General features: G+C 67.0%; 28 protein-coding genes and 5 tRNA genes. 6 read left to right on the top strand and 27 right to left on the bottom strand.

Annotated elements, in window-relative coordinates:
* The first annotated feature begins 206 nt into the window (after window positions 1-206).
* Window positions 207-389 (top strand): LysR family transcriptional regulator, encoded by a 183-nt coding sequence (locus tag AC1RRR_RS02155; protein ID WP_492810158.1) that lies wholly within the window; start codon window positions 207-209, stop codon window positions 387-389.
* A 249-nt stretch (window positions 390-638) separates the two neighbouring features.
* Here AC1RRR_RS02155 and AC1RRR_RS02150 read toward each other — a convergent pair.
* The 13 genes from AC1RRR_RS02150 to AC1RRR_RS02090 all read right to left on the bottom strand — a co-directional run bounded on the left by AC1RRR_RS02150 (window position 639) and on the right by AC1RRR_RS02090 (window position 9,835).
* Window positions 639-715: transfer RNA gene (locus tag AC1RRR_RS02150), tRNA-Arg, on the bottom strand.
* A 26-nt stretch (window positions 716-741) separates the two neighbouring features.
* A complete protein-coding gene (locus AC1RRR_RS02145; protein ID WP_295111623.1) occupies window positions 742-1,047 on the bottom strand; it encodes an ETC complex I subunit in 306 nt (101 codons plus the stop codon).
* Window positions 1,048-1,073: 26 nt separating this feature from the next.
* Window positions 1,074-1,150, bottom strand: a tRNA-Pro gene (locus tag AC1RRR_RS02140).
* Window positions 1,151-1,205: 55 nt separating this feature from the next.
* Window positions 1,206-1,661, bottom strand: coding sequence for a DUF192 domain-containing protein (locus tag AC1RRR_RS02135; RefSeq protein ID WP_492810156.1), 456 nt, complete (start codon window positions 1,659-1,661; stop codon window positions 1,206-1,208).
* Between the two features lie 72 nt (window positions 1,662-1,733).
* Window positions 1,734-2,324: a stationary phase survival cold shock domain protein CspD gene (gene cspD / locus AC1RRR_RS02130; RefSeq protein ID WP_492810154.1), complete on the bottom strand. Its 591-nt coding sequence runs from the start codon at window positions 2,322-2,324 to the stop codon at window positions 1,734-1,736.
* A gap of 172 nt (window positions 2,325-2,496) precedes the next feature.
* Window positions 2,497-2,571: transfer RNA gene (locus AC1RRR_RS02125), tRNA-Glu, on the bottom strand.
* 46 nt (window positions 2,572-2,617) lie between these two features.
* A tRNA-Glu gene (locus AC1RRR_RS02120) sits at window positions 2,618-2,692 on the bottom strand.
* Between the two features lie 93 nt (window positions 2,693-2,785).
* Window positions 2,786-4,606: a single-stranded-DNA-specific exonuclease RecJ gene (recJ, locus tag AC1RRR_RS02115; RefSeq protein WP_492810152.1), complete on the bottom strand. Its 1,821-nt coding sequence runs from the start codon at window positions 4,604-4,606 to the stop codon at window positions 2,786-2,788.
* 67 nt (window positions 4,607-4,673) lie between these two features.
* Window positions 4,674-5,651 carry a class 1 fructose-bisphosphatase gene (locus AC1RRR_RS02110; RefSeq protein ID WP_492810150.1) on the bottom strand — a complete coding sequence of 326 codons (978 nt, stop codon included), beginning with the start codon at window positions 5,649-5,651 and terminating at the stop codon, window positions 4,674-4,676.
* A 62-nt stretch (window positions 5,652-5,713) separates the two neighbouring features.
* Window positions 5,714-6,667: a class II fructose-bisphosphatase gene (gene glpX, locus AC1RRR_RS02105; RefSeq protein WP_492810148.1), complete on the bottom strand. Its 954-nt coding sequence runs from the start codon at window positions 6,665-6,667 to the stop codon at window positions 5,714-5,716.
* A gap of 77 nt (window positions 6,668-6,744) precedes the next feature.
* Window positions 6,745-8,034 carry a homoserine dehydrogenase gene (locus AC1RRR_RS02100; RefSeq protein ID WP_492810146.1) on the bottom strand — a complete coding sequence of 430 codons (1,290 nt, stop codon included), beginning with the start codon at window positions 8,032-8,034 and terminating at the stop codon, window positions 6,745-6,747.
* A gap of 27 nt (window positions 8,035-8,061) precedes the next feature.
* Window positions 8,062-9,282, bottom strand: a complete 1,221-nt coding sequence (locus AC1RRR_RS02095; protein WP_184720050.1) for an LL-diaminopimelate aminotransferase — start codon at window positions 9,280-9,282, stop codon at window positions 8,062-8,064.
* 109 nt (window positions 9,283-9,391) lie between these two features.
* Window positions 9,392-9,835: a hypothetical protein gene (locus tag AC1RRR_RS02090; RefSeq protein WP_492810144.1), complete on the bottom strand. Its 444-nt coding sequence runs from the start codon at window positions 9,833-9,835 to the stop codon at window positions 9,392-9,394.
* An 82-nt stretch (window positions 9,836-9,917) separates the two neighbouring features.
* Between AC1RRR_RS02090 and AC1RRR_RS02085 the strand changes: the two genes are divergently transcribed.
* Entirely contained in the window at window positions 9,918-11,906 is a 1,989-nt protein-coding gene (locus AC1RRR_RS02085) for a class I poly(R)-hydroxyalkanoic acid synthase (RefSeq protein WP_492810142.1), read from the top strand.
* 52 nt (window positions 11,907-11,958) lie between these two features.
* Here the strand turns inward: AC1RRR_RS02085 and AC1RRR_RS02080 are convergent, their stop codons facing one another.
* Window positions 11,959-12,306 (bottom strand): hypothetical protein, encoded by a 348-nt coding sequence (locus AC1RRR_RS02080; protein WP_492810140.1) that lies wholly within the window; start codon window positions 12,304-12,306, stop codon window positions 11,959-11,961.
* Window positions 12,306-12,611, bottom strand: coding sequence for a putative quinol monooxygenase (locus AC1RRR_RS02075; RefSeq protein ID WP_492810138.1), 306 nt, complete (start codon window positions 12,609-12,611; stop codon window positions 12,306-12,308). Before AC1RRR_RS02075 ends, AC1RRR_RS02080 begins: the two co-directional genes overlap by 1 nt.
* Before the next feature lie 75 nt (window positions 12,612-12,686).
* Here AC1RRR_RS02075 and soxR point away from each other — a divergent pair, with 75 nt between their 5' ends.
* Window positions 12,687-13,139, top strand: coding sequence for a redox-sensitive transcriptional activator SoxR (gene soxR / locus AC1RRR_RS02070; RefSeq protein WP_492810136.1), 453 nt, complete (start codon window positions 12,687-12,689; stop codon window positions 13,137-13,139).
* A 60-nt stretch (window positions 13,140-13,199) separates the two neighbouring features.
* On the top strand, window positions 13,200-13,835 hold the full coding sequence (locus AC1RRR_RS02065) for a DUF1287 domain-containing protein (RefSeq protein ID WP_492810134.1): 636 nt from the start codon (window positions 13,200-13,202) through the stop codon (window positions 13,833-13,835).
* A 7-nt stretch (window positions 13,836-13,842) separates the two neighbouring features.
* On the opposite strand, the gene argC is transcribed toward AC1RRR_RS02065, so the two are convergent.
* From argC to AC1RRR_RS02040, 5 genes are all read right to left on the bottom strand, one after another.
* Complete coding sequence (argC, locus tag AC1RRR_RS02060; RefSeq protein ID WP_492810132.1) at window positions 13,843-14,796, bottom strand: N-acetyl-gamma-glutamyl-phosphate reductase; 954 nt, start codon at window positions 14,794-14,796, stop codon at window positions 13,843-13,845.
* A gap of 118 nt (window positions 14,797-14,914) precedes the next feature.
* Window positions 14,915-15,388: a 30S ribosomal protein S9 gene (gene rpsI, locus AC1RRR_RS02055; RefSeq protein ID WP_492810130.1), complete on the bottom strand. Its 474-nt coding sequence runs from the start codon at window positions 15,386-15,388 to the stop codon at window positions 14,915-14,917.
* 3 nt (window positions 15,389-15,391) lie between these two features.
* A complete protein-coding gene (gene rplM, locus AC1RRR_RS02050) occupies window positions 15,392-15,865 on the bottom strand; it encodes a 50S ribosomal protein L13 (protein ID WP_492810128.1) in 474 nt (157 codons plus the stop codon).
* Window positions 15,866-16,704: 839 nt separating this feature from the next.
* Window positions 16,705-18,219: an alkaline phosphatase gene (locus AC1RRR_RS02045; RefSeq protein WP_492810126.1), complete on the bottom strand. Its 1,515-nt coding sequence runs from the start codon at window positions 18,217-18,219 to the stop codon at window positions 16,705-16,707.
* 84 nt (window positions 18,220-18,303) lie between these two features.
* Window positions 18,304-19,335, bottom strand: a complete 1,032-nt coding sequence (locus tag AC1RRR_RS02040; protein ID WP_492810124.1) for a COX15/CtaA family protein — start codon at window positions 19,333-19,335, stop codon at window positions 18,304-18,306.
* Between the two features lie 148 nt (window positions 19,336-19,483).
* Here AC1RRR_RS02040 and AC1RRR_RS02035 point away from each other — a divergent pair, with 148 nt between their 5' ends.
* Window positions 19,484-19,735, top strand: a complete 252-nt coding sequence (locus tag AC1RRR_RS02035) for a GlsB/YeaQ/YmgE family stress response membrane protein (protein ID WP_492810122.1) — start codon at window positions 19,484-19,486, stop codon at window positions 19,733-19,735.
* 8 nt (window positions 19,736-19,743) lie between these two features.
* Complete coding sequence (locus tag AC1RRR_RS02030; RefSeq protein ID WP_492811743.1) at window positions 19,744-19,968, top strand: DUF2842 domain-containing protein; 225 nt, start codon at window positions 19,744-19,746, stop codon at window positions 19,966-19,968.
* A 65-nt stretch (window positions 19,969-20,033) separates the two neighbouring features.
* Here the strand turns inward: AC1RRR_RS02030 and AC1RRR_RS02025 are convergent.
* From AC1RRR_RS02025 to AC1RRR_RS01995, 7 genes are all read right to left on the bottom strand, one after another.
* A tRNA-Pro gene (locus AC1RRR_RS02025) sits at window positions 20,034-20,110 on the bottom strand.
* A 61-nt stretch (window positions 20,111-20,171) separates the two neighbouring features.
* Window positions 20,172-20,594, bottom strand: coding sequence for a MerR family transcriptional regulator (locus AC1RRR_RS02020; RefSeq protein WP_492810120.1), 423 nt, complete (start codon window positions 20,592-20,594; stop codon window positions 20,172-20,174).
* 12 nt (window positions 20,595-20,606) lie between these two features.
* Window positions 20,607-20,909, bottom strand: coding sequence for an integration host factor subunit alpha (locus tag AC1RRR_RS02015; RefSeq protein WP_291879223.1), 303 nt, complete (start codon window positions 20,907-20,909; stop codon window positions 20,607-20,609).
* Window positions 20,910-21,108: 199 nt separating this feature from the next.
* A complete protein-coding gene (locus AC1RRR_RS02010; protein WP_492810118.1) occupies window positions 21,109-22,086 on the bottom strand; it encodes a beta-ketoacyl-ACP synthase III in 978 nt (325 codons plus the stop codon).
* A complete protein-coding gene (gene plsX, locus AC1RRR_RS02005) occupies window positions 22,083-23,147 on the bottom strand; it encodes a phosphate acyltransferase PlsX (protein ID WP_492810116.1) in 1,065 nt (354 codons plus the stop codon). Before plsX ends, AC1RRR_RS02010 begins: the two co-directional genes overlap by 4 nt.
* 95 nt (window positions 23,148-23,242) lie before the next feature.
* Complete coding sequence (locus tag AC1RRR_RS02000) at window positions 23,243-23,785, bottom strand: YceD family protein (RefSeq protein ID WP_492810115.1); 543 nt, start codon at window positions 23,783-23,785, stop codon at window positions 23,243-23,245.
* The gene (locus AC1RRR_RS01995; protein WP_492810113.1) at window positions 23,770-24,300 is read right to left on the bottom strand and encodes a ubiquinol-cytochrome C chaperone family protein; all 531 of its coding nucleotides are present in this window, start codon (window positions 24,298-24,300) and stop codon (window positions 23,770-23,772) included. The genes AC1RRR_RS02000 and AC1RRR_RS01995 overlap by 16 nt, the downstream gene beginning before the upstream one ends.
* Window positions 24,301-24,302 lie beyond the last annotated feature (2 nt).

The following is a 24,302-nucleotide window of genomic DNA, read 5'->3' as shown; positions in this document are numbered from 1 at the left end:
CGCCGAGCCAACCCGCCCTGACCACACGAGCGCCGGGCTCACTAGACCACGCTGATCCAGTTTAACTGTTGCTGCCGAGGGCTCGATCGTTCTTGACCTCCGCGTCAAGGGCGCGCGCTGCGCCACAAGACGACACTTCGGTTTTTCCGAACAATTGGAACACCACCAGAATAGGTCGGTCATGATTTTCATGACGGGGCCGCCGGATGCGCAACACGCTTGACCTCGACAGCCTCAGATCCTTGGTCGCCGGCGTTTCGCTTGGCGCGTTCTCCAAGGCTGCCGCCATGGTTGGCCGCTCGCCCTCGACCATCAGCATGCAGATGCAAAAACTCGAGGCTCAGCTCGGTACTCCCATCCTGCGCAAGGCTGGCCGAGGACTGTGCTGACGCGGGAAGGCCCAAACGCGCTCTACCACCCATGCAGATGGTGGAGGCAGGCGACTGGCCAGAGACGCGACCTGCTACGGAACAGATGTTAGCCCTGTTCGAGATTCACCTGGCGGACGCTCTCGACGAACTCCTAGGCCCGCTTCCAGGGCGCAACGAATACCCCTCCTCCGCTCCGCCTTAAGGAGGAAAAGGAAACTTAGGGAACCTTTGGGAATGCGCGCGCACGTCCGCGACCAGCCGGGGAGCTGGCGCGCCCTGCTGGATTCGAACCAGCGACCGCTCGCTTAGAAGGCGAGTGCTCTATCCAGCTGAGCTAAGGGCGCGCATGCCGGCTAGCCCCGCGAGAGCCCTAGTGGGTCCAGGGCTGCTTGCGGTTGGCCGCGAAATTGTCGGCGTAGGCTTTGATAATCTTCTTGGGGGCCTTCGGCTCGAAGAGCTGGAAGGCGATCTCGTGACGCTGGGCGTAGGCCACGGCCTCGTCGCGGGTCTCGAAGGTCAGGCGAATCTGGCCGTTCATGTCGCTGGACGTGGTCCAGCCCATCAGCGGGTCAGGCTTGCGGGCCGAGGCCGGTTCGAACTCCAGCACCCAGTCCTTGGTCTTGGCCTTGCCGGACTGCATGGCGTTCTTGGCGGGGCGATAGATGCGGGCCAGCATGGACCTTCTCCAAAGTACCTTGCCGGTGGTCGGAGCGGCAGGATTTGAACCTGCGACATCCTGGTCCCAAACCAGGCGCGCTACCAGACTGCGCTACGCTCCGAAACACCGGCAGGCGGCTGCTCTACAGGCGTTTGGCGTGCGGATCAACGAAAGCGTCACGCCTTTGGAAAGATCCTGTGCAAGACGCGATCTCCCGGCAGGATTCCGAGCTGCGCCGCGCGGCCGCCGGCGATCTCCAGCACGCCCAGCACCATGCCGCCCGAGGGCAGCGGCGTCTCGTCGTGCGGACGAGCATTGCGGACCAGCGACAGGATCGTCCCGTTGGGCGCGATGTAGATGATGTCCAGCGGGATCAGCGTATTCTTCATCCAGTAGGCCGCCGGCTGCGGCCGCTTGTAGGTGAAGAGCATGCCCCGGTCGGGCGCCAGGGACTTGCGGAACATCAGCCCCTGCTTCTGCTGGGCCATTGTGGCGGCGATCTCGACCTGGAAACGGGCGCGGCCACGGCCGGTGACGATCTCGACCGTCTCCAGCTTGGGCGCGGCCAAGACTTCGCCGCCCGCGCCGAGGCCAAACCCCAGCGCGGCTAACAAGGCCCGCCTGTCGATCATCCGTTCCGCCACGCGCCACCTCGCCGAAAGCTAGTCCCCATCAGACTAGCTTTCGGAGTCGGGCGGCGGAAGTCAGACGTCTCCGGCCGTGATCTCCGCGACGACCAGGCCCTTGGGCCCGCGCGCGAACCGCACCAGGACGTCATCGCCCGGCTGCAGGTCCTCGAGCCCGCCCCGGCGGAGCGTCTCGATATGCACGAAGATGTCGCCCGGCTCGGCGTCGCGGATCACGAAGCCATAGCCCTTGGTGCGGTTGAACCACTTGACCTTGGCGTGCTCGGGCGGCCCCTCGGGCTCCAGAGCATGGCGTCCGTGACCTTCCCGCAGGGGGTCCCGCCGCGGCGGCCCGTCGGCGAAGGTCCGCCTCTGGCGCTCCAGCGGCGCGGGCGCCGAGGTCTCGTCGAGATTGACCACCTCGCAGACCTGCCAGCCCTTGGGCCTTTTCACGACGTCACACACGATCACCGCCCCCTCCATGGCGGTTTCGCGGCCGCAGTTACGCAGCGACGTCACATGTAGAAGTACGTCCTTCAGCCCGGTCTGGCCGGGATCATCGGGTACGATGAACCCATAGCCCTTACCGGCGTCGAACCACTTCACCCTCCCGCTGATGCGCACGAACTCTTCGTGCGCCGCAGCGTCCTCAAAATCGAAACCAGACATCCCACCCCTCTGGCTTGCCCAATCAGCCCATCGGAGCAAGCACTACGAGAACAGTGTTCTCGCGTGACGAGAGCCGTCAATGACGAAATCACGTCAAAACCGCGTGTGGGTGCGTTCCGCGACATTTCGTCGCAGATACAACACAGTAACAATCCTGAAATACAGCCAGAGATGGCAGTCCCTAGGGGAGTCGAACCCCTCTCTCCAGATTGAAAATCTGGCGTCCTAACCGATAGACGAAGGGACCACATAACCGCCGAAGCGGAACATAGCCGATATGTAGTCCTCGCGGGTGGCAGTCCCTAGGGGAGTCGAACCCCTCTCTCCAGATTGAAAATCTGGCGTCCTAACCGATAGACGAAGGGACCAGCGGCCCCGCGAGGAAGCGGGTGTATAGCCGCGACCTTTGGGGTGCGCAAGCCGCCGAAAACGGATTTTTTCAGTCCGCCCACATCCCGACCTCAGGACGTGTAGCGAGCCCGAGGATCGTTGGCGTCTTCGATCTCCAGCTGGACACCATTGCGCCCCATATAGTCGTCCGGCTTCAGCTTGCCGACGACGTCCAGGGCCCCGCCGCCAGCCAGCAGGCGCTGGCCCAGCGGGGTTTCGGCGCTGCGCCAGCTGATCGCCTTGATGCGGTCGCCGGTCGGGCCGACCAGGTCCATCCGCACGTGACCGCCCTTCAGCGCCGAGACGCGATCGGGCCGCACCTGGCTGAGGGCGAACATCGGCTCGGGATTGCCGGGACCGAACGGCGCCAGGCGCTGGAAGTCGTCTAGCAGCGCGCGATTCGCCGCGCGCGGTTGCAGCAGGGCGTCGATCTCGACCGACTCGATACCCACCGCCTCCATCTCGCCGGCCAGGCGCTCTTCCAGGAAGGCGCGGAACTCGGGGATCGCGTCGGGACGGATCGACAGGCCCGCCGCCATGGCGTGGCCGCCGCCCGCCATCAGCAGGCCCGCCTCGAAGGCCTCCTGGATCGCCTTGCCCAGGTTCACACCCGGCTGCGAGCGGCCCGAGCCCTTGCCGACATTGGCGGCGCGATCGACGCCGATCACCACCACCGGCTTGCGATAGCGCTCGCGCAGGCGGCCCGCGACGATGCCGATGACGCCCGGATGCCAGTCGTCGCCGGCCACGACGATCACCGGAGCGTCGGGATTGAAGTTGCTGCCACGCTCCAGCAGGGCCGCGGCCTCTTCGACCACGGCGGCCTCGACGGCCTTGCGTTCGGTGTTGAGGCTATCGAGCTCCTCGGCCAGGGCGGCGGCCTCCAACGGGTCGTCGGTCGACAGCAACTTGGCGCCGAGGTCCGAGCGGCCGATGCGGCCGCCGGCGTTGATGCGCGGCCCCAGGATGAAGCCGGCGTGGAACACGGACGGCTCGCCCGAACCCTTGCCGACCTCGAACAGGGCCTTCAGCCCCGGATTGGCCCAGGCGCCCATCGCCCGGAGACCCAGCGCCGTCAGGGCGCGGTTGAAGCCGACCAGCTGGGTGACGTCGCAGACCTCGCCCAGGGCCACCAGGTCCAGCCACTGGCGAAGGTCCGGCTGCGGACGATCGTCGGTGAACAGGCCGCGCTTGCGGGCTTCGCGGTTCAGGGCGGCCAGCAGCACGAAGGTGACGCCGGCGGCGGCCAAAACCCCCTGCCCGCTCTGGCACCCCGGACGGTTGGGATTGACCACGGCGGCGGCGGCCGGCGGGTCCTCGCGCATCAGGTGGTGGTCGATGACCACGACCTCCAGGCCGATCTCGCCGGCGCTGGTGATGGCGTCATAGGCCGCTGCGCCGCAGTCGAGCGTCACGACCAGTTCGGCTCCGCTGTCGCGGATGGTCTTGAAGGCCGCCGGGCTGGGGCCATAGCCCTCGGTCAGGCGGTCGGGAATGTAGATGGGCAGCTCGACGCCCATGTAGCGGAACCAGCGGACCAGCTGAGCGGCGCTGGTGGCCCCGTCGACGTCATAGTCGGCGAAGACCATGGTTGGGCGCCCCCGCTCCAGGGCATCGATCAGGATCTCGGCGGCCCGGTCCATGTCGGTGAAGCTGGACGGGTCAGGGAACAGCGCCTTCAAGGTCGGGCGCAGATAGTGTTCGGCATGATCCAGGGTGACGCCGCGCGAGACCAGGGCGCGCGCCAGGGGCTCGGTCAGGCCGTGGCGCTGCTGGATGTCGCGCACCACGGCCATATCGGCCGGCCGCTCGCGCCAGGCGCGGCCGCTCAGCGAGCGTTCGACGCCCAGGAAGGCGGCGGGGTCGAAATTGGAAGCACCATCAGCGGCCATCGCGGCAGACTATCGGTTAAGGCGGATTCGGACCATGCGGCGCCGAAACGACAGTCCCGGACGTGGGTTAGCCCGCTTTCGCCTCCGCCCGGATCACTTCCACCTCGTTCGCCGAGCCCAGCACCACCGGCACGCGCTGGTGCAGCTTGGTCGGCTGGATGTCGAGGATGTCGATGACGGCCTCGGTCGACTTGCCGCCGGCCCGCTCGACCAGCAGGCTCATCGGATTGGCCTCGTACATCAGGCGCAACTTGCCGGGCTTGTCGGGCTCGCGGGCGTCCCAAGGATACATGAAGACGCCGCCGCGCATCATGATGCGGTGAACGTCGGCGACCATCGAGGCCACCCAGCGCATGTTGAAGTTCTTAGCGCGCGGGCCGTCCTTGCCCTGCAGGCAGCCGTCGATATAGCGGCGCACCGGCGCGGCCCAGTGGCGCTGGTTCGACATGTTGATGGCGAACTCGGCGGTGTCGGCCTTGATGGCGATGGCCGGGTGGGTCAGCAGCCACTGGCCGTCGGCATTCAGGGTGAAGCCGTTGACGCCACCAGACAGCGTCAGGACCAGCATGGTCTGCGGGCCATAGACGGCATAGCCGGCTGCGACCTGATTGCGGCCGGTCTGCAGGAAGTCGGCCTCGGCCGGCGCATGATCGGCCGGGGCCGGCAGCACCGAGAAGATCGTCCCGACCGAGACGTTGACGTCGATGTTGCTGGAGCCGTCCAGCGGGTCGAAGGTCACCAGATAACCGCCGACGCGACCCGTGGGCTCGACCTCTTCCAGCTCTTCCGAGGCCAGGCCCGCGACAGCGGCGCAGCCCTTCAGGGCGTCGCTCAGCATGTCGTTGGTGATGACGTCGAGCTTCTTCTGCTCCTCGTCCTGGACGTTGGTGCTGCCCGCCGCGCCCAGGCTGCCCGACAGAGCGCCGGAGGCGACCACGCGGCTGATCTGCGCGCAGGTCTGGGCGACCGTCTGGACGACGTCCTTGAGGGCGGCGTCCGCCGGCTCCGCCGCGAGCCAGGCGGCCAAGTCGACAAAGGTGGTCATAGGAACCTCAAAACCAGAAAGCAGAACGGCCGCTCCTACAGGGCGACCGTGACAGGAAGGTCTCAGACCTTCCGCTTCATGCGAACTTCGCGGACGGTGCCCGTCGACGAGTTCATCACCAGGGTGTGGGTGTGGACGCAGCCGTCCCGGAAGACGACGCCGTCCACCAGTCCGCCGCGCGTCACACCCGTGGCGGCGAAGATCGCTTCGTCGCGGACGATCTCGTGCAGGTCGTACTTCTTGTCCAGCTCGGTGATGCCCCAGCGGGCGGCGCGGGCGCGCTCGTCGCCGTTGCGGAACAGCAAGCGGCCCTGGAACTGGCCGCCGACGCACTTCAGCGCCGCGCAGGCCAGCACGCCTTCCGGCGCGCCGCCCGAGCCGAGATAGAGGTCGATGCCCGTCGAGGGATCGGTGGTGTTGATCACCCCGGCGACGTCGCCGTCCGTGATCAGATGGATGCGGGCGCCGGCGGCGCGGACCTTGGCGATGATGTCGGCATGGCGCGGACGATCCAGCACGCAGACCGTGATCTCGGTCGCAGCGACGCCCTTGGCCTCGGCCAGGGCCTGGATGTTCTCGGCCGGCGACTTGTCCAGGTCGATCACCCCGGCGGGCAGGCCCGGACCACAGGCGATCTTGTCCATATAGGTGTCAGGCGCGTTCAGCAGCGTGCCCTTCGGGGCCCAGGCCATCACCGTCAGGGCGTTGGGCTGAGCCTTGGCGGCCAGGGTCGTGCCTTCGAGCGGGTCGAGCGCGATGTCGACCTTGGGGCCCTTCCCCGTGCCGACCTTCTCGCCGATGTAGAGCATCGGCGCCTCGTCGCGCTCGCCCTCGCCGATGACGATCTCGCCGTCGATGTTCAGCTCATTGAGGGCGTTGCGCATCGCGTCGACGGCCGCCTGGTCGGCGGCCATCTCGTCGCCGCGGCCCAGCATCGTCCACGAGGCGATGGCGGCGGCTTCGGTGACGCGAACGGCGTCCAGGACCAGCGAGCGGTCCAGGGTGTTCGAACTCATCCGTCTCTCCCGACCACTCCCGGAAAAGAGCGGCCTAGTTCCCAATGTGCCCTCGACGCCGAGTTTTCCCGGTCGTTTTAGATGCGCGCGACACGCAGAAGGCGGGGACGCTCTAGCACGGTCTGCAGCTTTTCGATGCGGCTAATCGCGTCCAGAAGCTTCGATTCCGGCGTCGCATGCGTAACGAGCACGATCGGCACGCCGCCCGCGCCATCGACGGGCTTTTGCAGGAAACTGTCGATCGAGACGCCGCATTCGGCCAGGGTTTCCGAGATCGCGGCGATCACGCCGGGCTCGTCTTTCACCATCACGCGCAGATAGGCCTTGCCCACGGCGCGGGCCGGATCGATCGGCGTGAACGAGGTGAGATCGCCGGCCGGCGCCTGGAAAACAGGCCGCACGGCCTTGGTCATCACGTCGGCGATGTCGGCGGCGACAGCGGCGGCGGTCGGACCCGCGCCCGCGCCCGGACCTTGCACGAAGATCCGGCCGATGCGCTTGCCCTCGATGAAGAGCGCGTTCAGGGCGCCGCCGGCCTGGGCCAGCGGATGGTCCAGCGGCACCAGCGACGGATGCACCTTCACCGCAACGCCGTCCTCGGACTTGGCGGCGCTGGCGATCAGCTTGATGCGATAGCCCAGATCCTTGGCCAACTTGATATCGAGCAGGTCGACTTCGCTGATGCCCTCGATCTCGGCGGCCGCGAAGTTCGGGGCGCAGCCGAAGGCTAGGGCGGCCAGGATGCTGACCTTGTGACCGGCGTCGAAACCGCCGACGTCCATGGTCGGGTCGGCCTCGGCATAGCCCAGGCCTTGCGCTTCGCGCAGCACGTCGGCGAACGAGCGGCCGGTCTTCTCCATCTCCGAGAGGATGAAGTTGCAGGTGCCATTGAGAATGCCGGCCACCGAAACGATGTCGTCGCCCACCAGGGCTTCGCGCATCATCTTCACGGCGGGCACGCCACCCATGACCGCGGCTTCGAACAGCAGCGGGACGTTGTTGGCTTCGGCCAGAGCAGCCAGCTCGGCGCCATGCTCGGCGATCAGGGCCTTGTTGGCCGTGACCACCGGCTTGCCGGCCTTCAGGGCCGTCTCGACGGCGACCTTGGCCGGCCCGTCCGAACCGCCGACCAGCTCGACGAAGAGGTCGATGTCCGGCGAGGCGGCCAGGGCCACCGGATCGTCGAACCAGGCCAGGTTCGAGATGTCGACCGTGCGCGGACGCGACTTCGACCGAGCCGAGACAGCCGTGACGACCGCCTTGTCGCCGGCCGGCGCGAAGTCCGGACGGTCGGCCAGGAACTGCAGGAGGCCACCGCCAACGGTGCCCAGGCCCGCGACGCCGACGCGCCAGGTCTTGTTCGTCATCTTCGAATCCTTAGTCGAACTCAGCCCTCAGGCCTGTTCCATCTTGTTGTGGGCCTTGGCCAGGATGGAGTCGGCGTTGGCGATGAATTTCTTCACGTTGCGCGCCGCCTGGCGGATGCGGTGCTCGTTCTCGACCAGACCGATCCGCACATAGCCCTCGCCGTACTCGCCGAAGCCGATGCCCGGAGCCACGGCGACGCCGGCCTCCTCGATCAGCAGGCGCGAGAACAGCATCGAGCCAGCCTCGCGGTACTGTTCCGGGATCTTGGCCCAGGCGAACATCGAGGCCGGCGGGTTGGGGATGTCCCAGCCCGCGCCCTTCATCGACTTGATCAGGGTGTCGCGGCGGCTCTTGTAGATGCCGCGGATCTCGTCGACGCAGTCCTGCGGACCGTTCAGCGCCGCGGCCGCTGCCACCTGCACCGGGGTGTAGGCGCCGTAGTCCAGATACGACTTCACGCGGGCCAGGGCCGCGCAGATGCGGGCGTTGCCGACCACCATGCCCACGCGCCAGCCGGCCATGGCGTAGGTCTTCGACAGCGAGTTGACCTCGACGGCGATGTCCTTGGCGCCATCGACCTGCAGGATCGACGGCGGCGGGTTGTTGTCGAAATAGATCTCGCCATAGGCCACGTCGCTGATGACCAGCAGATCGTGCTTCTTCGCGAGCGCCACGGCGTCCTTGTAGAAGTCCAGGTCCACCCACTGCGCCGTCGGGTTCGACGGATAGGAGAGGATCAGCACCGAGGGCGGCGGCACCGAGTGCTTCACCGCGCGGCTGATGTTGGACAGGTACTCTTCCGGCGACAGGGCCGGCACGTGGCGGATGATGCCGCCGGCCATGATGAAGCCGAACGCGTGGATCGGATAAGCCGGGTTCGGGCAGATGATGACGTCGCCGGGACCGGTCAGGGCCTGGGCCAGGTTGGCGAAGCCTTCCTTCGAACCCAGGGTCGCGATGACCTCGGTGTCAGGGTTCAGCTTCACGCCGAAACGGCGGCCATAGTAATTGGCCATGGCCTTGCGCAGGCCGGGCACGCCCTTGGAGGCGGAGTAGCGCCCCGCCTTGGGGTCACGCGCCGTCTCGATCAGCTTGTCGACGATGTGCTGGGGCGTGGGCATGTCCGGATTGCCCATGCCGAAGTCGATGATGTCGGTCCCCTCGGCGCGGAGGCGCGCCTTGATCTTGTTGACCTCTTCGAAAACGTAGGGCGGCAGACGGCGGATACGGTGAAAATCGGTGCTCATGAGGGCTCTGTGCGCCGCTTCGGCGCTCTGGGAGCGAAAAGTCGGGCATGGATAGACCCCGAGCGGGGTCAAGCCAAGCCAGTTCAAGGAAGATTATGCCTCCGTCGCCCTATTGGGGCTGGGACGGAGGCGCGCTAGCTCGGCCGCGGGCTGCGCGGGCGAAGGCTTCGGTTGCGGCGCGGTCGGCGTCGGTCGGCGCTTGGAAGTCGCCCGGCTTGACGTCGCGGCGCGCCTTGTCGGCGTAGCCTTCGGTGTCCTTGAGTTCCCAGGTGCCCGGCGCGACGGCCTTGGTCAGGGCGTCGCCGGCGCGTTGCTGGTCGACGACGGCGGCGCGAACCTGGTCGGCGTTCGGCACGTCGGTCGGGATCACCGGAATGTCCGAGAACTTGCGGCTAGGCGCCTTGGCCTTGGCGGCGGCGGTCGCCCGCGCCGCGATCGGCGAACTGGGATCGACCTGCGCGGTCGTGAACGGACTGGCCACGCATGCGGCCGCACCGGCGGCCAGGCCGACGATCAGAGCGACACGTACGATTTTGCGGGTTTCGCCGTTCATTGGTTCTGGTCTTATGCGATGATCGCGGCGAGCGAAAGGCGTTCGACGCCGCTTTTCGCGAACACATTAGGCGGAGGAACTCATGGCCACGGCGAAGGCGGCTCCCAAGGCCCGGAAGAAGGCTTCCCCCAAGGTCGAGACTGCCGAAGCGAAGGCCAAGAGCGCGCCCAAGAAGGCGAAGGCCGAGCCCAAGCCTGAAACCGTCGAGCCGCCGCCGAAGACCGAATCGGCAGGCTCGAAAGGCGGCGGCCAGACGCCCCCGCCCTTCCCGCCGTTCGAGAGCGTGCTGTCGACCGACCAACTGAAGATGGTCGAGACCTTGTCGGCGAACCTGGCCCGCGCGGCTGTCACCGCCCAGGGCGCGATCGCCGAGGCGGCGCTGCGCCAGGCCGACCGCCCGGCCGCCCTCACCCCGGATCCCTTCCACGTCGCCCCGGCCCTGAACGAGGTGATGACCCGCCTGGCCGCCCAGCCCGATCGGTTAATGCGGGCCCAGGCCGATCTCTTCAGCCAGTACATGGAGCTGTGGCAGTCGACCGCCCGCCGCGCCGCCGGCGAAGAGGTCACGCCCGTGGTCGCCCCGGCCGCCGGCGACAAGCGCTTCAATGATCCGGACTGGGCGTCGAACCCGATGTTCGACCTGATGAAGCAGTCGTACCTGCTGTCGTCCAACTGGCTGAACGGCTTGATCGCCGAGGTCGACGGCGTCGATCCGGGCGCCAAGCGCCGGGTCGAGTTCTTCACCAAGATGCTGACCGACGCCTTCTCGCCGTCGAACTTCCTGATCTCCAACCCCGCCGCCCTGCGCGAGGTGGTGCAGACCCAGGGCCAGAGCCTGGTGCGCGGCATGGAGAACTTCGCCGCCGACCTGGAGCGCGGCGGCGGCCAGCTGGCGATCAGCCAGACGGATCTCGCCAAGTTCAAGGTCGGCGAGAACGTCGCCACCGCGCCGGGCAAGGTCGTCTACCAGAACGACATCCTGCAGCTGCTGCAGTTTGATCCCAGCACCGACAAGGTCAGCGAGATCCCGCTGCTGATCTTCCCGCCGTGGATCAACAAGTTCTACATCATGGACCTGCGGCCCGAGAACTCGATGATCCGCTGGCTGACGGGTCAGGGCTTCACGGTGTTCGTCGCCTCGTGGGTCAATCCGGACCAGAAGCTCGCGGCCAAGACCTTCGAAGACTACATGCTCGAAGGCATCTATGACGCCACCCAGCAGGTCATGACCCAGTGCGGCGTCGATCGGGTCAACACGGTCGGCTACTGCATCGGCGGCACCCTGCTGTCGGTCGCCCTGGCCCATATGGCCGCGCGCGGCGACAAGCGGATCAACTCGGCCACCTTCTTCGCCGCCCAGCAGGACTTCGCCGAGGCCGGCGACCTGCTGCTGTTCACCAATGAGGAATGGCTGCAGTCGATCGAGCAGCAGATGGACGCCGCCGGCGGTTTCCTGCCCAGCCAGTCGATGGCCGACACCTTCAACGCCCTGCGCGGCAACGACCTGATCTGGTCGTTCTTCGTCAGCAACTACCTGATGGGCAAGGAGCCCCGCCCCTTCGACCTGCTGTTCTGGAACGCCGACCAGACCCGTATGCCCAAGTCGCTGCACCTGTTCTATCTGCGCAATTTCTACAAGGACAACGCCCTGACCACGGGCCAGCTCAGCCTGGGCGGCGAGCATCTGGACCTGTCGAAGGTCAAGACGCCGATCTATGTCCAGTCGTCCAAGGACGACCACATCGCCCCGTTCCGCAGCGTTTATCGCGGGGCCAAGGCGTTCGGCGGGCCGGTGACCTTCACCATGGCCGGCTCGGGCCACATCGCCGGGGTGATCAACCATCCGGACGCCAAGAAGTACCAGCACTGGACCAACGAGGGCCTGCCGTCGGACGTCGGCCAGTGGATCGCCGGCGCGACCGAGCATCCGGGCTCGTGGTGGCCGCACTGGGCCGAATGGCTGCGCTCGCGCTCGGGCGACGAGGTCCCGGCGCGCGATCCAGCCAAGGGCAAGCTGAAGCCGCTGGAGAACGCCCCCGGCAGCTTCGTGATGGTCAAGTCGCAGGCTTAATGCTTAGGAGCGCGTTCGGGCGGCGAACCGCACACACTTCGCCTAACGCGCTCTAGAGCGTCCCGCTGGCATAGACCTCCTCAAAGACGTCGGTCTCGACCCGCTCGACCAGCGGCCGGATACGCTCCAGGTGGGCCAGCCGGCGGGGGTCGCGGGCAAACGCCAGCACGTCCAGCGGGTCGTCGAAGGTGGTGATCACCACGACGACCTCCCCGGCCCGCAGACAGCGCACGCCGCGCAGGCCGGCGACACGGCCCTCCAGGCGGTGATGCTGGGCCGCCTGCGCCGCCAGCAACGCGTCGAACATGCCCGGCCTGGGATGGATCACGCTGATGGAGACGGCCGGCGCGGCCGGCTCCAGCACCTCGACCAGGCGGATGGCGGAAGCGCGCGCCGCCATCAGATTTCCCCCACCGCATAGGCCTGCGTGAAGGCGCCGGCCTCGGAGGTCTCGATCAGCGGTCGGACGCGGGCGATGTGGTCGGTGAACATCGGATCGCGGCGGAAGGCGTCAGCCTGCTCGGCGCTGTCGAACACCGAGATCAGCACCACGCCGTCGTCCGAGCGGAACAGCCGCGCGCCGCGCAGGCCGTCGACCTTGCCCCGCACACGCTGGTGTTGCTCCAGCTGCAGCGCCATGAAGTCCTCCAGCCGTCCGGCCTTGGGGCGGATGACGCTGATGCTGATGACGGGGGCGGTATCCATGCGGGCTCCTTAGCGCTGTTGCCTGTAAGGGAGCCTTCCCCGTACAACCTCAACCAAAGTTGAGGTCAAGCACCGATGTCGACATCTCCTTCGCCTCCGACCTTGAGCGTCGGCGAGGTGGCCAAGCGCAGCGGCGTGGCGGTCTCCACCCTGCACTTCTACGAGGCCAAGGGCCTGATCCGCAGCCTGCGGACCGAAGGCAACCAGCGGCGTTATCCCCGCGCGGTGCTACGCCGCGTGGCGCTGATCCGGATCGCCCAGCGCACAGGCATCTCGCTGGTCGAGATCAAGACCGCCCTGGATCACCTGCCCCAGGATCGCGCGCCCAGCGCCGACGACTGGCGCGCCCTGTCAGAGTCGTGGCGAGCCGAGCTGGACCAGCGCATCCGCCACCTGACCGGCCTGCGCGACCAGATCGACAGTTGCATCGGCTGCGGCTGCCTGTCGCTCAAGGAATGCCCATTGCGCAATCCCGGCGACGTCATGGCCAGCGCCGGCGCCGGTCCGCGGGTGCTTATCGACGACTGAACACACGAGCGACCCACGTTCGCCCAAATCCCGCCACCAGCACGGCGGAGCTTCCGCGCCATGCTCACGCTCGACCGCCGGACAGCCCTGGGGATGTTCGCCGCCTCGCCCCTGATGGCGGGTGCGGGGTCGAGCCTTGCCCTGATCCAGAATGCCGGCGTGAAGCTGGCCGCCGCCGCCCGCGAGCAGATCGGCGTCACGGTCGACTACGATCCCAGCTATCGCGCGATCGGCTATCCCAACGGCGACGTGTTGCGCACCAGCGGCGTCTGCTCGGACGTGCTGATCCGCGCCGCCCGCGACGCCTGGGACATCGACCTGCAGCGGCGAGTGCACGAGGACATGGTCCGCGCCTTCGAGGCCTATCCCTCGCGCCGCACCTGGGGCCTGAAGAAGCCGGACGCCAATATCGACCACCGGCGGGTGCTGAACCTCGAGACTTTCCTGGCCCGCCAGAGCGCCAGCCTCGCCCTGCCCTCGGCCGGCCTGCTGGGCGGCGACGCCTTCAAGAGCCCGCAGGCCGGCGACGTGCTGACCTGGCGGCTGGCCGGCGGCAGTCGTCCGCACCTGGGCGTCGTGGTCGACGACTTCGGCACCGTGCGGGTGGCGCACAACATCGGCGCCGGCGTCCGCGAGGAGCCGCTGTGGATGTTCAAGCTGCACAAGCCCGCCGGCCACTATCGCTGGCGGGTGTGACGGGGCCTTAGAGGCCCGCGTCTTCCTTGAGGCCCAGGGCGATATTCATGTTCTGGACCGCCGCGCCCGAAGCGCCCTTGCCCAGGTTGTCCAGCAGCGCCACCAGGCGGGCCTGGCCGCTGGTGTCGGAGCCAAACACGAACAGCTTCAGGCGGTTGGTGCCGTTCAGGCCTTCCGGGTCCAGGGTCGTCAGGCTCTTGGCCTCGTCCAGCGAAGCAACCTCGACGAACTTCTCGCCCTTGTAGTGCTTGGCCAGGGCTGCGTGGATGTCGCCCAGCGACGGCGCGCCGTCCAGGGTCGAGAAGTGCAGCGGCATCTCGACGAGCATGCCCTGAGCGTAGCGACCCACGGCTGGCATGAAGATAGGACGGGTCAGCAGGCCGCCGTGCTTCTGCATCTCGGCCACGTGCTTGTGGGTCAGCGACAGGCCGTAGATCCGGTACGGGACCTTGGTGAAGTTCGCCGCGCTCTCGTCCTCGAACTCGGCGATCATGGCCTTGCCGCCGCCGGTGTAGCCCGAGACGGCGTTGTACGAGACCGGCAGCTCGGCCGGCAGGATGCCCGCCGAGACCAGCGGCCGCGTCAGGGCGATGGCGCCGGTCGGATAGCAGCCCGGGTTCGAGATGCGCTTGGACGCGGCGATCTTGCCGCGCTGTTCCTTGTCCAGCTCGGCGAAGCCATAGGCCCAACCCTCGGCGGTGCGATAGGCGGTCGAGGCGTCGATGATCACCGTGTTCGGATTGGTCACCAGCGACACGGCTTCCTTGGCCGCGTCATCGGGCAGGCATAGGATCACGGCGTCTGCGCCGTTCAGCATCTCGGCGCGGGCGTCGGCGTCCTTGCGCTTGTCCGGATCGATCGAGACCAGCTGCAGGTCCTTGCGGTCGACCAGGCGCTCGCGGATCTGCAGGCCGGTGGTGCCGGCTTCGCCGTCGATGAAGACCTTGGGGGCGCTGGACATGGCGGACTCCGAACCTGGCTACGAACGCCAGTAGAAGAAGCAGAAAACAGAGACAGAAATGAAAAAGGGCGCTTCGGCCTGACCGAAGCGCCCTTTCCCAAAAACGTAATCGTCGCGATTAGCGCTTCGAGAACTGGAAGCTGCGGCGGGCCTTGGCCTTGCCGTACTTCTTACGCTCAACGACGCGGCTGTCGCGGGTCAGGAAGCCGTGCGGCTTCAGGACCGGGCGCAGGCCGGGCTCGTAGTGCGTCAGGGCCTTGGACAGGCCGTGGCGGATGGCGCCGGCTTGACCCGACAGACCCGAGCCTTCGACGGTCACGATGACGTCGAATTGGCCCAGACGGTCGGTCACTTCCAGCGGCTGGGCGATCATCATGCGCAGCACCGGACGGGCGAAGTAAACTTCTTGGTCGCGGCCGTTGATGGTGATCGAGCCCTTGCCCGGCTTGATCCAGACGCGAGCGATCGCGTTCTTGCGCTTGCCGGTCGCGTAGGCGCGGCCTTGGGCGTCGATCTTCGGTTCCGCCGGAACGGCGGTTTCCGGGTTGCTGGACAGCGAGGCCAGCGCTTCAAAGCCTTGTGCGTCGGTCATGACTTAGAGGCTCCGGGTGTTCTTGGTGTTGCGCGCCGCGAAGTCGACGACTTCGGGGTTTTGCGCTTGGTGCGGGTGCTCACCGGCGTTGTAGATGAGCAGGTGGGTCAGCTGCTTGCGAGCCAGCGGGCTCTCCTTGGGCAGCATGCGCTCGACGGCCTTTTCCAGGACGCGTTCCGGGAACTTGCCGCCCAGAACCTTGCGCGGGGTGGTTTCCTTGATGCCGCCCGGGTGACCGGTGTGGCGATAGTAAACCTTGTCGTCCATCTTCTTGCCGGTGAACTTCACCTTGTCGGCGTTGATGACGACGACGAAGTCGCCGCAATCGACGTGCGGGGTGTAGTCAGGGCGATGCTTGCCGCGAAGACGCATGGCGATGAACGTCGCCAGACGACCGACAACGGCGTTCTCGGCGTCGACCACGATCCACTTCTTCTCGACCTCGGCTGGCTTCAAGGAAGCCGTGATCTTCTGCATGGGATTGATCCGTAATTTCTGGGCGTTCGAACCCGAGAAACCCGGTTTCGTCCGTATGAGGCGCGGCATGTACGGGAGGGTTCGCGCGGTGTCAACGATGGCGAGGCGAGAAAGTTACAAAAGCTATAGAATACAATGATATAGATGTTGCGGTATTATAATACCGCATTTTTGAAATCAAGGTCATGCGTCGTCGCCTTCATGCGGTCAGCCGCTGAAGGTTGGAGGGGACTGCGGAGCGCCGGACAACGTCCGGAGTGTGAGTTTGGAAGTACCGTTTCGACGAGGGCCGCACGCTCCGCGCAGCCGTTATCCGGTGAGCCTTCAGCGCGCGGGGTTTTAACCCGCTTCCGAAAGAGGCCCCCGACGGGCGGAGGGATTGGCTCCCCTCCGGAATGCTCGGGCGATTTCAGCCCATGCCTGTTGCGCTCGCCAAGCCTTCGCCGCCAGAGCTTCGTCCCGATGTTTCAGGGAGCCTGCGCCTGGATCCGCCGCGAAGACGCCTTCCCGAAAGAAGACCGGCGAGCGCTACCCGCTCGACCACACCCGACAGCCGTCACGATCGCCGGCCGGACGTCCCTTCCGCGCCATCGGGTGAGGAAGAGTATGGGGGTGGATTTGAACGCGGATCATTCAGGGGTGTGTAAAATCGACAAGCGATTGATTTCGCTGAGGTCGATCTTGCGAATGCCGGGGATTGAGGCGGCTCAATGCCCATAAGATGCTCCCCCGCGTTGCGGGGGAGCTGTCGCGGAGCGACTGAGGGGGCTAGCTGGAAGGCGGCAGTGCTAGCCCCCTCCGGCCCTCTGGGCCACCTCCCCCGCATCGCGAGGGAGGATCTAGCGCTTCTTCGTTTCTTTGGTCGCCGCCGCCGCGTCCGCCTTCGCGTCAAACCCGAACGCATGACGCATGACCTGGAAGATGTAGCTCTCTTCCACCACGCCGCGCAGCAGGAAGGCCTGCGGGCCGTCGGCGAAGACGCCCACGTCCTCGCCGGCGTGTGCGGCGCTGCCCAGGTTGATCGTGGCCTGCTGGTGGTAGTCGATGTCGTCGGTGTCTTCCTTGGCCGGGTCCTTGCGAGTGTCGTTGCCTTCCGGACCGCCGGGCCCCGTGGCGAACGTCAGGGTCGTATAGGCCTTGCCGTCGCCGGCCAGGATCGGTTCGCCCTCGTTACCGGCCAGGCCCAGGATCGGCGCGTTGCGGGCGGCGTAGCCCGAGATCACCAGCCCGTGGCTGTGGTCGGCGGTGACGACGACCAGGGTGTCCTTCAGATCGACCTTGCCCAGCACCGCCTCGATCGCCTTCGAGAACTCGACGGTCTCGGTCAGGGTGCGCTTGGCGTTGCCCAGATGGCTGCCCATGTCGATCTTGCCGCCCTCGACCAGCAGGAAGTAGCCGTTCGGGTTCTTGGACAGCACGTCGATGGCCGACAGGGCCATTTGCGACAGGGTCGGGACGCCCTGCCCCAGCACCGGACGCTCCACCTCGTACGGCAGGTGCTCGCCGGCGAAGAGGCCCAGCACATGCTTGGTGTCGGCCGGGATCGCCTTCAGCTGATCCACCGTGGTGACGTAGGCCGAACCTGCGCCTTCGGCCTTCAGCCACTCGGCGGTCAGGTCGCGGCCGTCGGCGCGCTTGCCCACGTCCTTGCCGTCCGGCAGGAAGCGCGAACGGCCGCCGCCCATGACGACGTCCAGGCGCAGGGCGTCGGGAGCCTCGATCAGCTGGCGGGCGATGTCCTTGCAGCCGGCCTGCAGGGCCTCGACCGGCATGTCGCCGTCGCCTTCCCAGTCGCGATAGGCGGTGTGGGCGTAGGCGCCGGCCGGAGTGGCGTGGGTGACGCGGGTGGTGGTGACGACGCCGGCGGCGCGGCCGTTGGCCTTGGCCAGCTCGGCGACCGACGCGACGCTATTGCCCTTCTCGGTCTCGCACTTCTCGCCCAGCGCCGCGCCGGTCAGGCCGATGATCTTGTTCCGGGTCTTCACGCCGCTCATGATCGCCGTGATGCCGGCGGCGCTATCGGTGACCTGGGTGTCGTGGCTGTAGGTCTTGGAGAGCGCCGAATAGGACAGCTTCTCGAAGGCCAGCGAGTTCGACTCGCCGTCCACGCCCTTCAGCTGGCCGTCATAGATGCGGCCGGCCGTGACCGTCGAAATGCCCATGCCGTCGCCCAGGAACAGGATGACGTTCTTGGCCTTGCCGGTGTTCGGGACCACGGCGATCTGGCGCGCCAGAGCGGCCTCGCCGGCCTTGTAGTACGGGTCGTTGGCGCTAGCCGAGGCCGGCGTCTGGGCCAAGGCGATGGCGGGAACGGCGGCGGTCGCGACAAGGGCGAGAACAAGCGAGCGGATCAAGGCCAAGCTCCATGAGGAATCGGCCTTCGTTTGCGCCCGGCGTGTGACAGTTGTTCCGGCTCTTTGTTGCAGTCCTCTGGAAAATCAGGGCCTGCGCACGCGCCAGGCGAAGGCCGTGGCCGTGGCCAGCAGCAGCGCCGCCCCGGCCTGGTGCAGCACGCCCAGGGCGATCGGCACCGAGGCCATCAGGGTCCAGATGCCCAGGCCCGCCTGCAGGGTGACGACGATCGCCACCGCCAGGCCCGTGGCCTTGCTGCCCTCCGCCAGCGGACGGTCGCGGCGCGCCAGGATGCCGATGGCGATGCCGGCGGCGAACAGGGCGTAGGCCACCAGGCGGTGATGCAGCTGCACCGCGCCCTGGCTGTGGGCCAGCGTGCCCCAGAAGCCCTTGCCGACATACTCGGCGGGGAAGAAGGCCCCGTTCATCAGCGGCCAGTCGTTATAGACGAGGCCCGCGTCGTTGCCGGCCACCAGGGCGCCCAGCAGGCTCTGGAAGAACACCGCGCCCAGGAAGGCCAGGGCCCAGCCGCGCCAGGCCGAACGCTCCTCGACCCGCGGCGAGCCGCTCCAGGCGTCCAGCGCGGTCCAGATCAGGACGACGAACAAGGCCAGGGCCAGGCCCAGGTGGATCATCAGCCGCTCAGGCGCGACCGAGACGCGCTCCGAGAGGCCGCTGGACACCATCCACCAGCCGACCAGGCCCTGCAGGCCGCCTAAGCCCAGCATGACGGCGCAGCGCGCGATCAGGCGGCGCGGGATGTCGCGGCGGATCAGGAAGACGATGAAGGGAATGGCGAAGACCACGCCCACCGTGCGGCCCAGCAGGCGGTGCGCCCACTCCCACCAGAAGATGCCCTTGTACCCTTCCAGGGTCATGTCGGGGTTCACCAGCTGGAACTGGGGGATCTTCTTGTAGAGCTCGAAACTCTCGCGCCAGGCCTGCTCGGACAGGGGCGGCAGCGCGCCCATGATCGGCTTCCATTGGGTGATCGAGAGGCCCGAGTCGGTCAGGCGGGTCGCGCCGCCGACGACGACCATGCCGAAGACCATGGCGGCGACGATGAAAAGCCAGATCGCGACGGGGCGCGAACGGTCGGAACGCAGGAAAGACGTCATACGGGCCTGAAAAGCGTCACTAGTGGGCCGAAATGCGGCGAGACTTCCCTACGCCCGCCGCTTGCCCGCATCAATGTTTCTGTGGCTCAGCATGACGGCGCCGCGCGTTCATGCGAGAAACGCTGGTCTTACGGGGGCGGAGAAGACGATGAGCGGCATGGGCGTATTCGCGGCGGCGGTGATCGGCATCCTGGCCGGCTGGATCGCCGACATCGTGCTGGGCCGCCGGCACTCGCTGTTCATCAAGCTCTTGATCGGCGTGATCGGCTCGTTCATCGGAGCGTTCATCGCCTCGCGCATCGATCTGCACCTGGACGGCTTCGCCGGTGAGCTGCTGGTGTCCAGCGTGGGCGCGATCCTGTTCCTGGCCGTTCTGGGCCTATTCCGGAGAACCGCGTGAGCGCTCCTATGATTCCGGCGCGCCTGCGCAAGCTGCTCGGTTCGCTGGCCGTGATGGTCGTCCTGTTCGCCTGGATCTGGGCCTTCACCAGCCTGTACGACCGCCTGCCGTCGAACCGCTTCGTGCACCTGATCTATTTCGTGGCGCTGGGCATGGGCTGGATCCTGCCGGTGATCCCGCTGATCTCGTGGATGGGCAAGGCCGACAAGCCGCTGGATGTCGGTCAGCGCTGAGCCGGAAATGAAAAAGGCCGCCCCGAAGGGCGGCCTTTCGTCTTCCGTTTATTCCCCGAAGGAAATGGTCGGAGCGACAGGATTCGAACCTGCGACCCCTTGACCCCCAGTCAAGTGCGCTACCAGGCTGCGCCACGCTCCGACGGAAGAGGCGCTCTTATAGGCGCCGCTCCCCCGTTGGGCAACAGCGATTTCGGACGAATTTAAGCGCGGGTCAAAAGCCCGTCGAGGCGGGACTTGATGGCCGTCAGATCGTCCAGCGCGAAGGCCAGGCGATCGCGCGCCTCGCCGTCCAGCCGCTGCGCGACAGGGGCGTCGTAGTCGAAGTCGGGATCAAGCGTGGCCGAGCCATTCGAGCCGATGCCGGCGGCGATCACCTGCGCCAGGCCCTGGTCGCGATGCAGTTTCTGCACGCCCTTGATGGTCAAGCCTTCGCTGTGCAGCAGCGTGCGGACGCCGTTCAGCACGGCCACATCCTGCGGGCGATAGAAGCGCCGCCCGCCCGCCCGTTTCATCGGGCGAATGAAGGAGAACTTGGTTTCCCAGAAACGCAGGACGTGCTGCGGCACGCCCAGCTCGTCGGCTGCCTCGGAAATCGTGCGGAAGGCGTTGGGCCCCTTCGCCACCGCATTGATTCCCTAGCCGCCGAGCGCGCGGTCGATTCGCGCCTTCATGACCTGGGAGGCGCGGAAGCCGATCACCCGACGGGGTTCGATCTCGGCCGGCTCGCCGGTCTTGGGATTACGTCCCATGCGCGCCCGCTTGGCGCGGACCTGGAAGACGCCGAATCCGGAAAGCTTGACCGTCTCGCCCTCTTCGAGCGCCTCGGCCACGAGATCCAGGGTGCGCTCGACGAGGCCGGCGCAGTCCTGACGGGTCAATCCGACCTCTTCATGGACCGCCTCGCACAGGTCGGCCCGGGTCAAAGTAGCGCCCTTCATGCAACCCCCTTCACGCGTATCCTGGCGGTTCGAAGAACCACCTACGATGGTGCACTCGCGGTAAATCCAGGCTTGTCGCGACCGCCCTCAACGGACCGCGCCCAAATTCACCGACGACCTCATGCCGTGATTATCGCATGAAGTCAAAGGCTCAACGTCAGGAGTTCATGCCCGTGCGCAACCATGCGCAGCTTTGCCGTTAAAGGCGCAGAACGCAGGCGCCCCAGGTCAGGCCGCCGCCCATGGCTTCGAGCAGCAGAAGGTCACCCTTCTTGATTCGACCGTCCTTCACGCCGTGCGCGAAGGCCAGCGGGATCGAGGCGGCCGAGGTGTTGGCGTGGATGGCGACCGTCGAGATCACCTTCTCCTCGTCGATGCCGCAGCGATGGGCCACGCCGGCCAGGATGCGCTGGTTGGCCTGGTGCGGAATGAACCAGTCGACATCGGCCACCTGAACGCCCGCATTGGCCGCCGACGCGTGGATGGCTTCGGAGATATTGACCACGGCGTGCTTGAAGACCTGGTTGCCCAGCATGCGCAGCTTGCCGACCGTGCCGGTCGTCGAGACGCCGCCGTCCACGTACAGCAGGTCCTGCTTGGTCCCGTCGGCGCGCAGAGCGAAGCCCAGCATGCCTTGGTCGGCCGTGGTCCCCTCGCCTTTCTTCGGCTCCAGCACGATCGCGCCGGCGCCGTCGCCGAACAGCACGCAGGTGCCGCGATCGCTCCAGTCCATCAGGCGGGTCATGGTCTCGGCGCCGATGACCAGCGCGCACTTGGCATGACCACGCGCAACGAAACCGTCGGCGACGCTCAAGGCGTAGACGAAGCCCGAGCACACGGCCTGGACGTCGAAGGCGATGCCGACCGGCGCGCCCAGCTTGCGCTGCACGATGGTGGCGACGGCCGGAAAGGTCAGGTCCGCCGTGGTGGTGGCGACGATGATCAGGTCGACATCGGCGGCGGTCTTGCCGGCCGCGGCCAGCGCTTCCTTGGCGGCCTCGGCGGCCAGGTCCGAGACCGGTTGGTCGTCGGCCGCCTGGTGGCGCTGGCGGATGCCGGTGCGCTCGACGATCCACTCGTCGCTGGTGTCGACGAACTTGGCCAGGTCGTCATTGGTCACGACCTTGGGCGGCAGATACGCGCCGACGCCGGTCACTACGCTGCGAACTACGCTCACTCGGCCGCTCCCTGCTCCGAAGCCGGAGCTTCGTCCTTGGCCGCGACAGCGGTCAGACGCTTCAGATTTCTGTCGATCTCGGCGCGGAAGTCGCTGCGCGCGAGGTTGGTGGCGACCCGGATGGCCGAGTCGAAGCCGTTGGCGTCCGCGCCCCCGTGGCTCTTGACCACGATGCCGTTCAGGCCCAGCAGCGGCGCGCCGTTCACCCGGCTGGGGTCCAGGCGCTTGCGCATCTTGGAGAGCGCGCCCGAAGCGATCACCGCGCCCAGCATGGCCAGCGGGCCCGAGGTCAGGGTGGACTTGATCTCGTTGGTGAAGAACCGCGCCAGGCCCTCGGCGGTCTTCAAGGCCACATTGCCGGTGAAGCCGTCGGTGACCACGACGTCCACCGTGCCATAGGCGATGTCGTTGCCCTCGACGAAGCCGTGATAGTCGAAGTCCAGCTTGGTCTCGCGTAGGATGGCGTGGGCCTCGCGGACTTCCTCGTGGCCCTTCTGGTCCTCGGAACCGACGTTCAACAGGCCCACAGTCGGGCGCTTGGCCCCGTGCACGGCGTGGTGGTAGGCCGCGCCCATGATGGCGAACTCGACCAGCTGCTCGGCGTCGCTCTCGACATTGGCCCCGACGTCCAGGACCGTGGTCACGCCCTTCATGTTGGGCCAGTTGGCGACGATGGCCGGACGCTCTAGGTCCGCGCCCATGCGCAGGATCAGCTTGGAGATCGCCATCAGCGCGCCGGTGTTACCGGCCGAGACGCAAGCGTGGGCGTCACCGGACTTGAGCGCCTCGACCGCATTCCACATCGACGAGCCCTTGCCCCGGCGCATGGCCTGGGCGGGCTTTTCGTCCATGCCGATGGCCTTGTCGCAGTGACGGACTTCGCTGACCGCCTTGGCCGCAGGGTTCTTGGCCAGCTCCGCCTCGATCGCCGCCCCGTCGCCGTGCAGCAGGAACCGCACGCCCGGCAGGGCCTGGCTCGCCTGGGCGATGCCGGGCACGACGATGGAAGGGCCATGGTCGCCGCCCATGGCGTCGACGGAGATGACTACGGATTGGGACACGTGGCGCTTAGAGCTCCGGCAGGCGGCCCGGCCGCCCTCAAGGCGGCGGACGATACATCCGCGTGAATATCACGCAAGCGGTCGAGTCGGGCTGTTTAGGCCTCGTCATCCGTTGATTTGAGGCTCTTGAGCGCCGCGAACGGAGAAAGTTCGACCGGTTCGGGCGGTTGAACGAAGACCGCACCCGGCTTGCGGGGGAACGGATCCAGCTCCAGCGCCAGGTGCTCGATCACATAGCCCGAGACGTCGACCTTCTCGCCTTCCAGCACGTCCGGCGGATCGTCGGCGTCCGGATCGACGCCCAGGTCACCGCTGTCTTCGCCCTGCGGCGCGTTCTTGCTGTTGGCCGGCAGCACGCGCAGGTCAAAGCGCGCATCGATCGGCGTTTCGAAGTCGTCGGCCGTGGCGCTGCAGGTCTGGACGACACGGGCGCGCAGGACCCCGGAGATCTCGGCCCCGTCCAGCCACGAAGTCAGGAACACCTCGGCGGTCAATGCTTCCAGGCTGACCAGGTCCAGCTGCTTGGCGATCGCCTTGCGCTGGTCGGCCGAGGGCTCGAGCTTCAGCTTCACGGCGCCACGGTCGACCTGGGCCAGCGGAATTTCGCAAGGCCAGGCAGCGGTCACGGGTTCGGCCAAGTCACGTCTCCTTGCAGCACGGTCTCCAGCGGCTGTTCCGCCAGCGCCGCGCGCGTCTTGATCACATAGGCGGTCAGGGCGGCGACATCACCCTCCCCGCGCTCTTCGAAAGCGTTGCGGGCCAGGAAGGCGCTCACGGCGGCCTCGTCCGGCAGGGTCGCGACCGCATCGTCATAGGCCTTCAGCCGGCCATAGAAGGCGCCGGCCAGCTTCTTCATCTTCTTGCCGACCGAGGTGTCCGACACCCCGATCTGGCGGAAGGCGTCGTCCAGGCCCTTCACGTAAGAATCAAACACGGCCTGCGAGGTCTCGGCCGCGGCGTCGCCCTGCCCCTTCAGTCGCTCGACCAGGAAGATGACGTGCAGGCTGAAAAGCTCGAAACGGCCCTCCATCGAGTCGCGAACGCCGAAGTCACGATAAAAAGCCGCGGAACGGGCCTGCGCCACAGCGCCAGCATAGAGCTTGGCCCCCGCCGCCTTGGCGGGCCTGGGCTTGAGCCACCGATCCAGAAACATGA

This window comes from Caulobacter sp. GW821-FHT12D05 (assembly GCF_058807295.1).
Note: the sequence above shows the minus strand (reverse complement) of the source record. Positions and strands in the feature narration are given on the sequence as shown.

Coding starts and splice junctions, on each gene's coding strand:
- AC1RRR_RS02030 (WP_492811743.1), top strand. CDS start 19,744: ATGATTCCGGCGCGCCTGCGCAAGCTGCTCGGTTCGCTGGCCGTGATG.
- AC1RRR_RS02110 (WP_492810150.1), bottom strand. CDS start 5,651: ATGACCACCTTTGTCGACTTGGCCGCCTGGCTCGCGGCGGAGCCGGCG.
- rpsI (WP_492810130.1), bottom strand. CDS start 15,388: ATGACCGACGCACAAGGCTTTGAAGCGCTGGCCTCGCTGTCCAGCAAC.
- AC1RRR_RS02015 (WP_291879223.1), bottom strand. CDS start 20,909: ATGAAGGGCGCTACTTTGACCCGGGCCGACCTGTGCGAGGCGGTCCAT.
- AC1RRR_RS02145 (WP_295111623.1), bottom strand. CDS start 1,047: ATGCTGGCCCGCATCTATCGCCCCGCCAAGAACGCCATGCAGTCCGGC.
- AC1RRR_RS02040 (WP_492810124.1), bottom strand. CDS start 19,335: ATGACGTCTTTCCTGCGTTCCGACCGTTCGCGCCCCGTCGCGATCTGG.
- AC1RRR_RS02095 (WP_184720050.1), bottom strand. CDS start 9,282: ATGAGCACCGATTTTCACCGTATCCGCCGTCTGCCGCCCTACGTTTTC.
- rplM (WP_492810128.1), bottom strand. CDS start 15,865: ATGCAGAAGATCACGGCTTCCTTGAAGCCAGCCGAGGTCGAGAAGAAG.
- AC1RRR_RS02080 (WP_492810140.1), bottom strand. CDS start 12,306: ATGGCGGCGCGCGCTTCCGCCATCCGCCTGGTCGAGGTGCTGGAGCCG.
- recJ (WP_492810152.1), bottom strand. CDS start 4,606: ATGGCCGCTGATGGTGCTTCCAATTTCGACCCCGCCGCCTTCCTGGGC.
- AC1RRR_RS02155 (WP_492810158.1), top strand. CDS start 207: ATGCGCAACACGCTTGACCTCGACAGCCTCAGATCCTTGGTCGCCGGC.
- soxR (WP_492810136.1), top strand. CDS start 12,687: ATGTCGACATCTCCTTCGCCTCCGACCTTGAGCGTCGGCGAGGTGGCC.
- AC1RRR_RS02090 (WP_492810144.1), bottom strand. CDS start 9,835: ATGAACGGCGAAACCCGCAAAATCGTACGTGTCGCTCTGATCGTCGGC.
- AC1RRR_RS01995 (WP_492810113.1), bottom strand. CDS start 24,300: ATGTTTCTGGATCGGTGGCTCAAGCCCAGGCCCGCCAAGGCGGCGGGG.
- AC1RRR_RS02035 (WP_492810122.1), top strand. CDS start 19,484: ATGAGCGGCATGGGCGTATTCGCGGCGGCGGTGATCGGCATCCTGGCC.
- AC1RRR_RS02100 (WP_492810146.1), bottom strand. CDS start 8,034: ATGACGAACAAGACCTGGCGCGTCGGCGTCGCGGGCCTGGGCACCGTT.
- cspD (WP_492810154.1), bottom strand. CDS start 2,324: ATGTCTGGTTTCGATTTTGAGGACGCTGCGGCGCACGAAGAGTTCGTG.
- argC (WP_492810132.1), bottom strand. CDS start 14,796: ATGTCCAGCGCCCCCAAGGTCTTCATCGACGGCGAAGCCGGCACCACC.
- AC1RRR_RS02085 (WP_492810142.1), top strand. CDS start 9,918: ATGGCCACGGCGAAGGCGGCTCCCAAGGCCCGGAAGAAGGCTTCCCCC.
- AC1RRR_RS02135 (WP_492810156.1), bottom strand. CDS start 1,661: ATGATCGACAGGCGGGCCTTGTTAGCCGCGCTGGGGTTTGGCCTCGGC.
- AC1RRR_RS02075 (WP_492810138.1), bottom strand. CDS start 12,611: ATGGATACCGCCCCCGTCATCAGCATCAGCGTCATCCGCCCCAAGGCC.
- glpX (WP_492810148.1), bottom strand. CDS start 6,667: ATGAGTTCGAACACCCTGGACCGCTCGCTGGTCCTGGACGCCGTTCGC.
- AC1RRR_RS02065 (WP_492810134.1), top strand. CDS start 13,200: ATGCTCACGCTCGACCGCCGGACAGCCCTGGGGATGTTCGCCGCCTCG.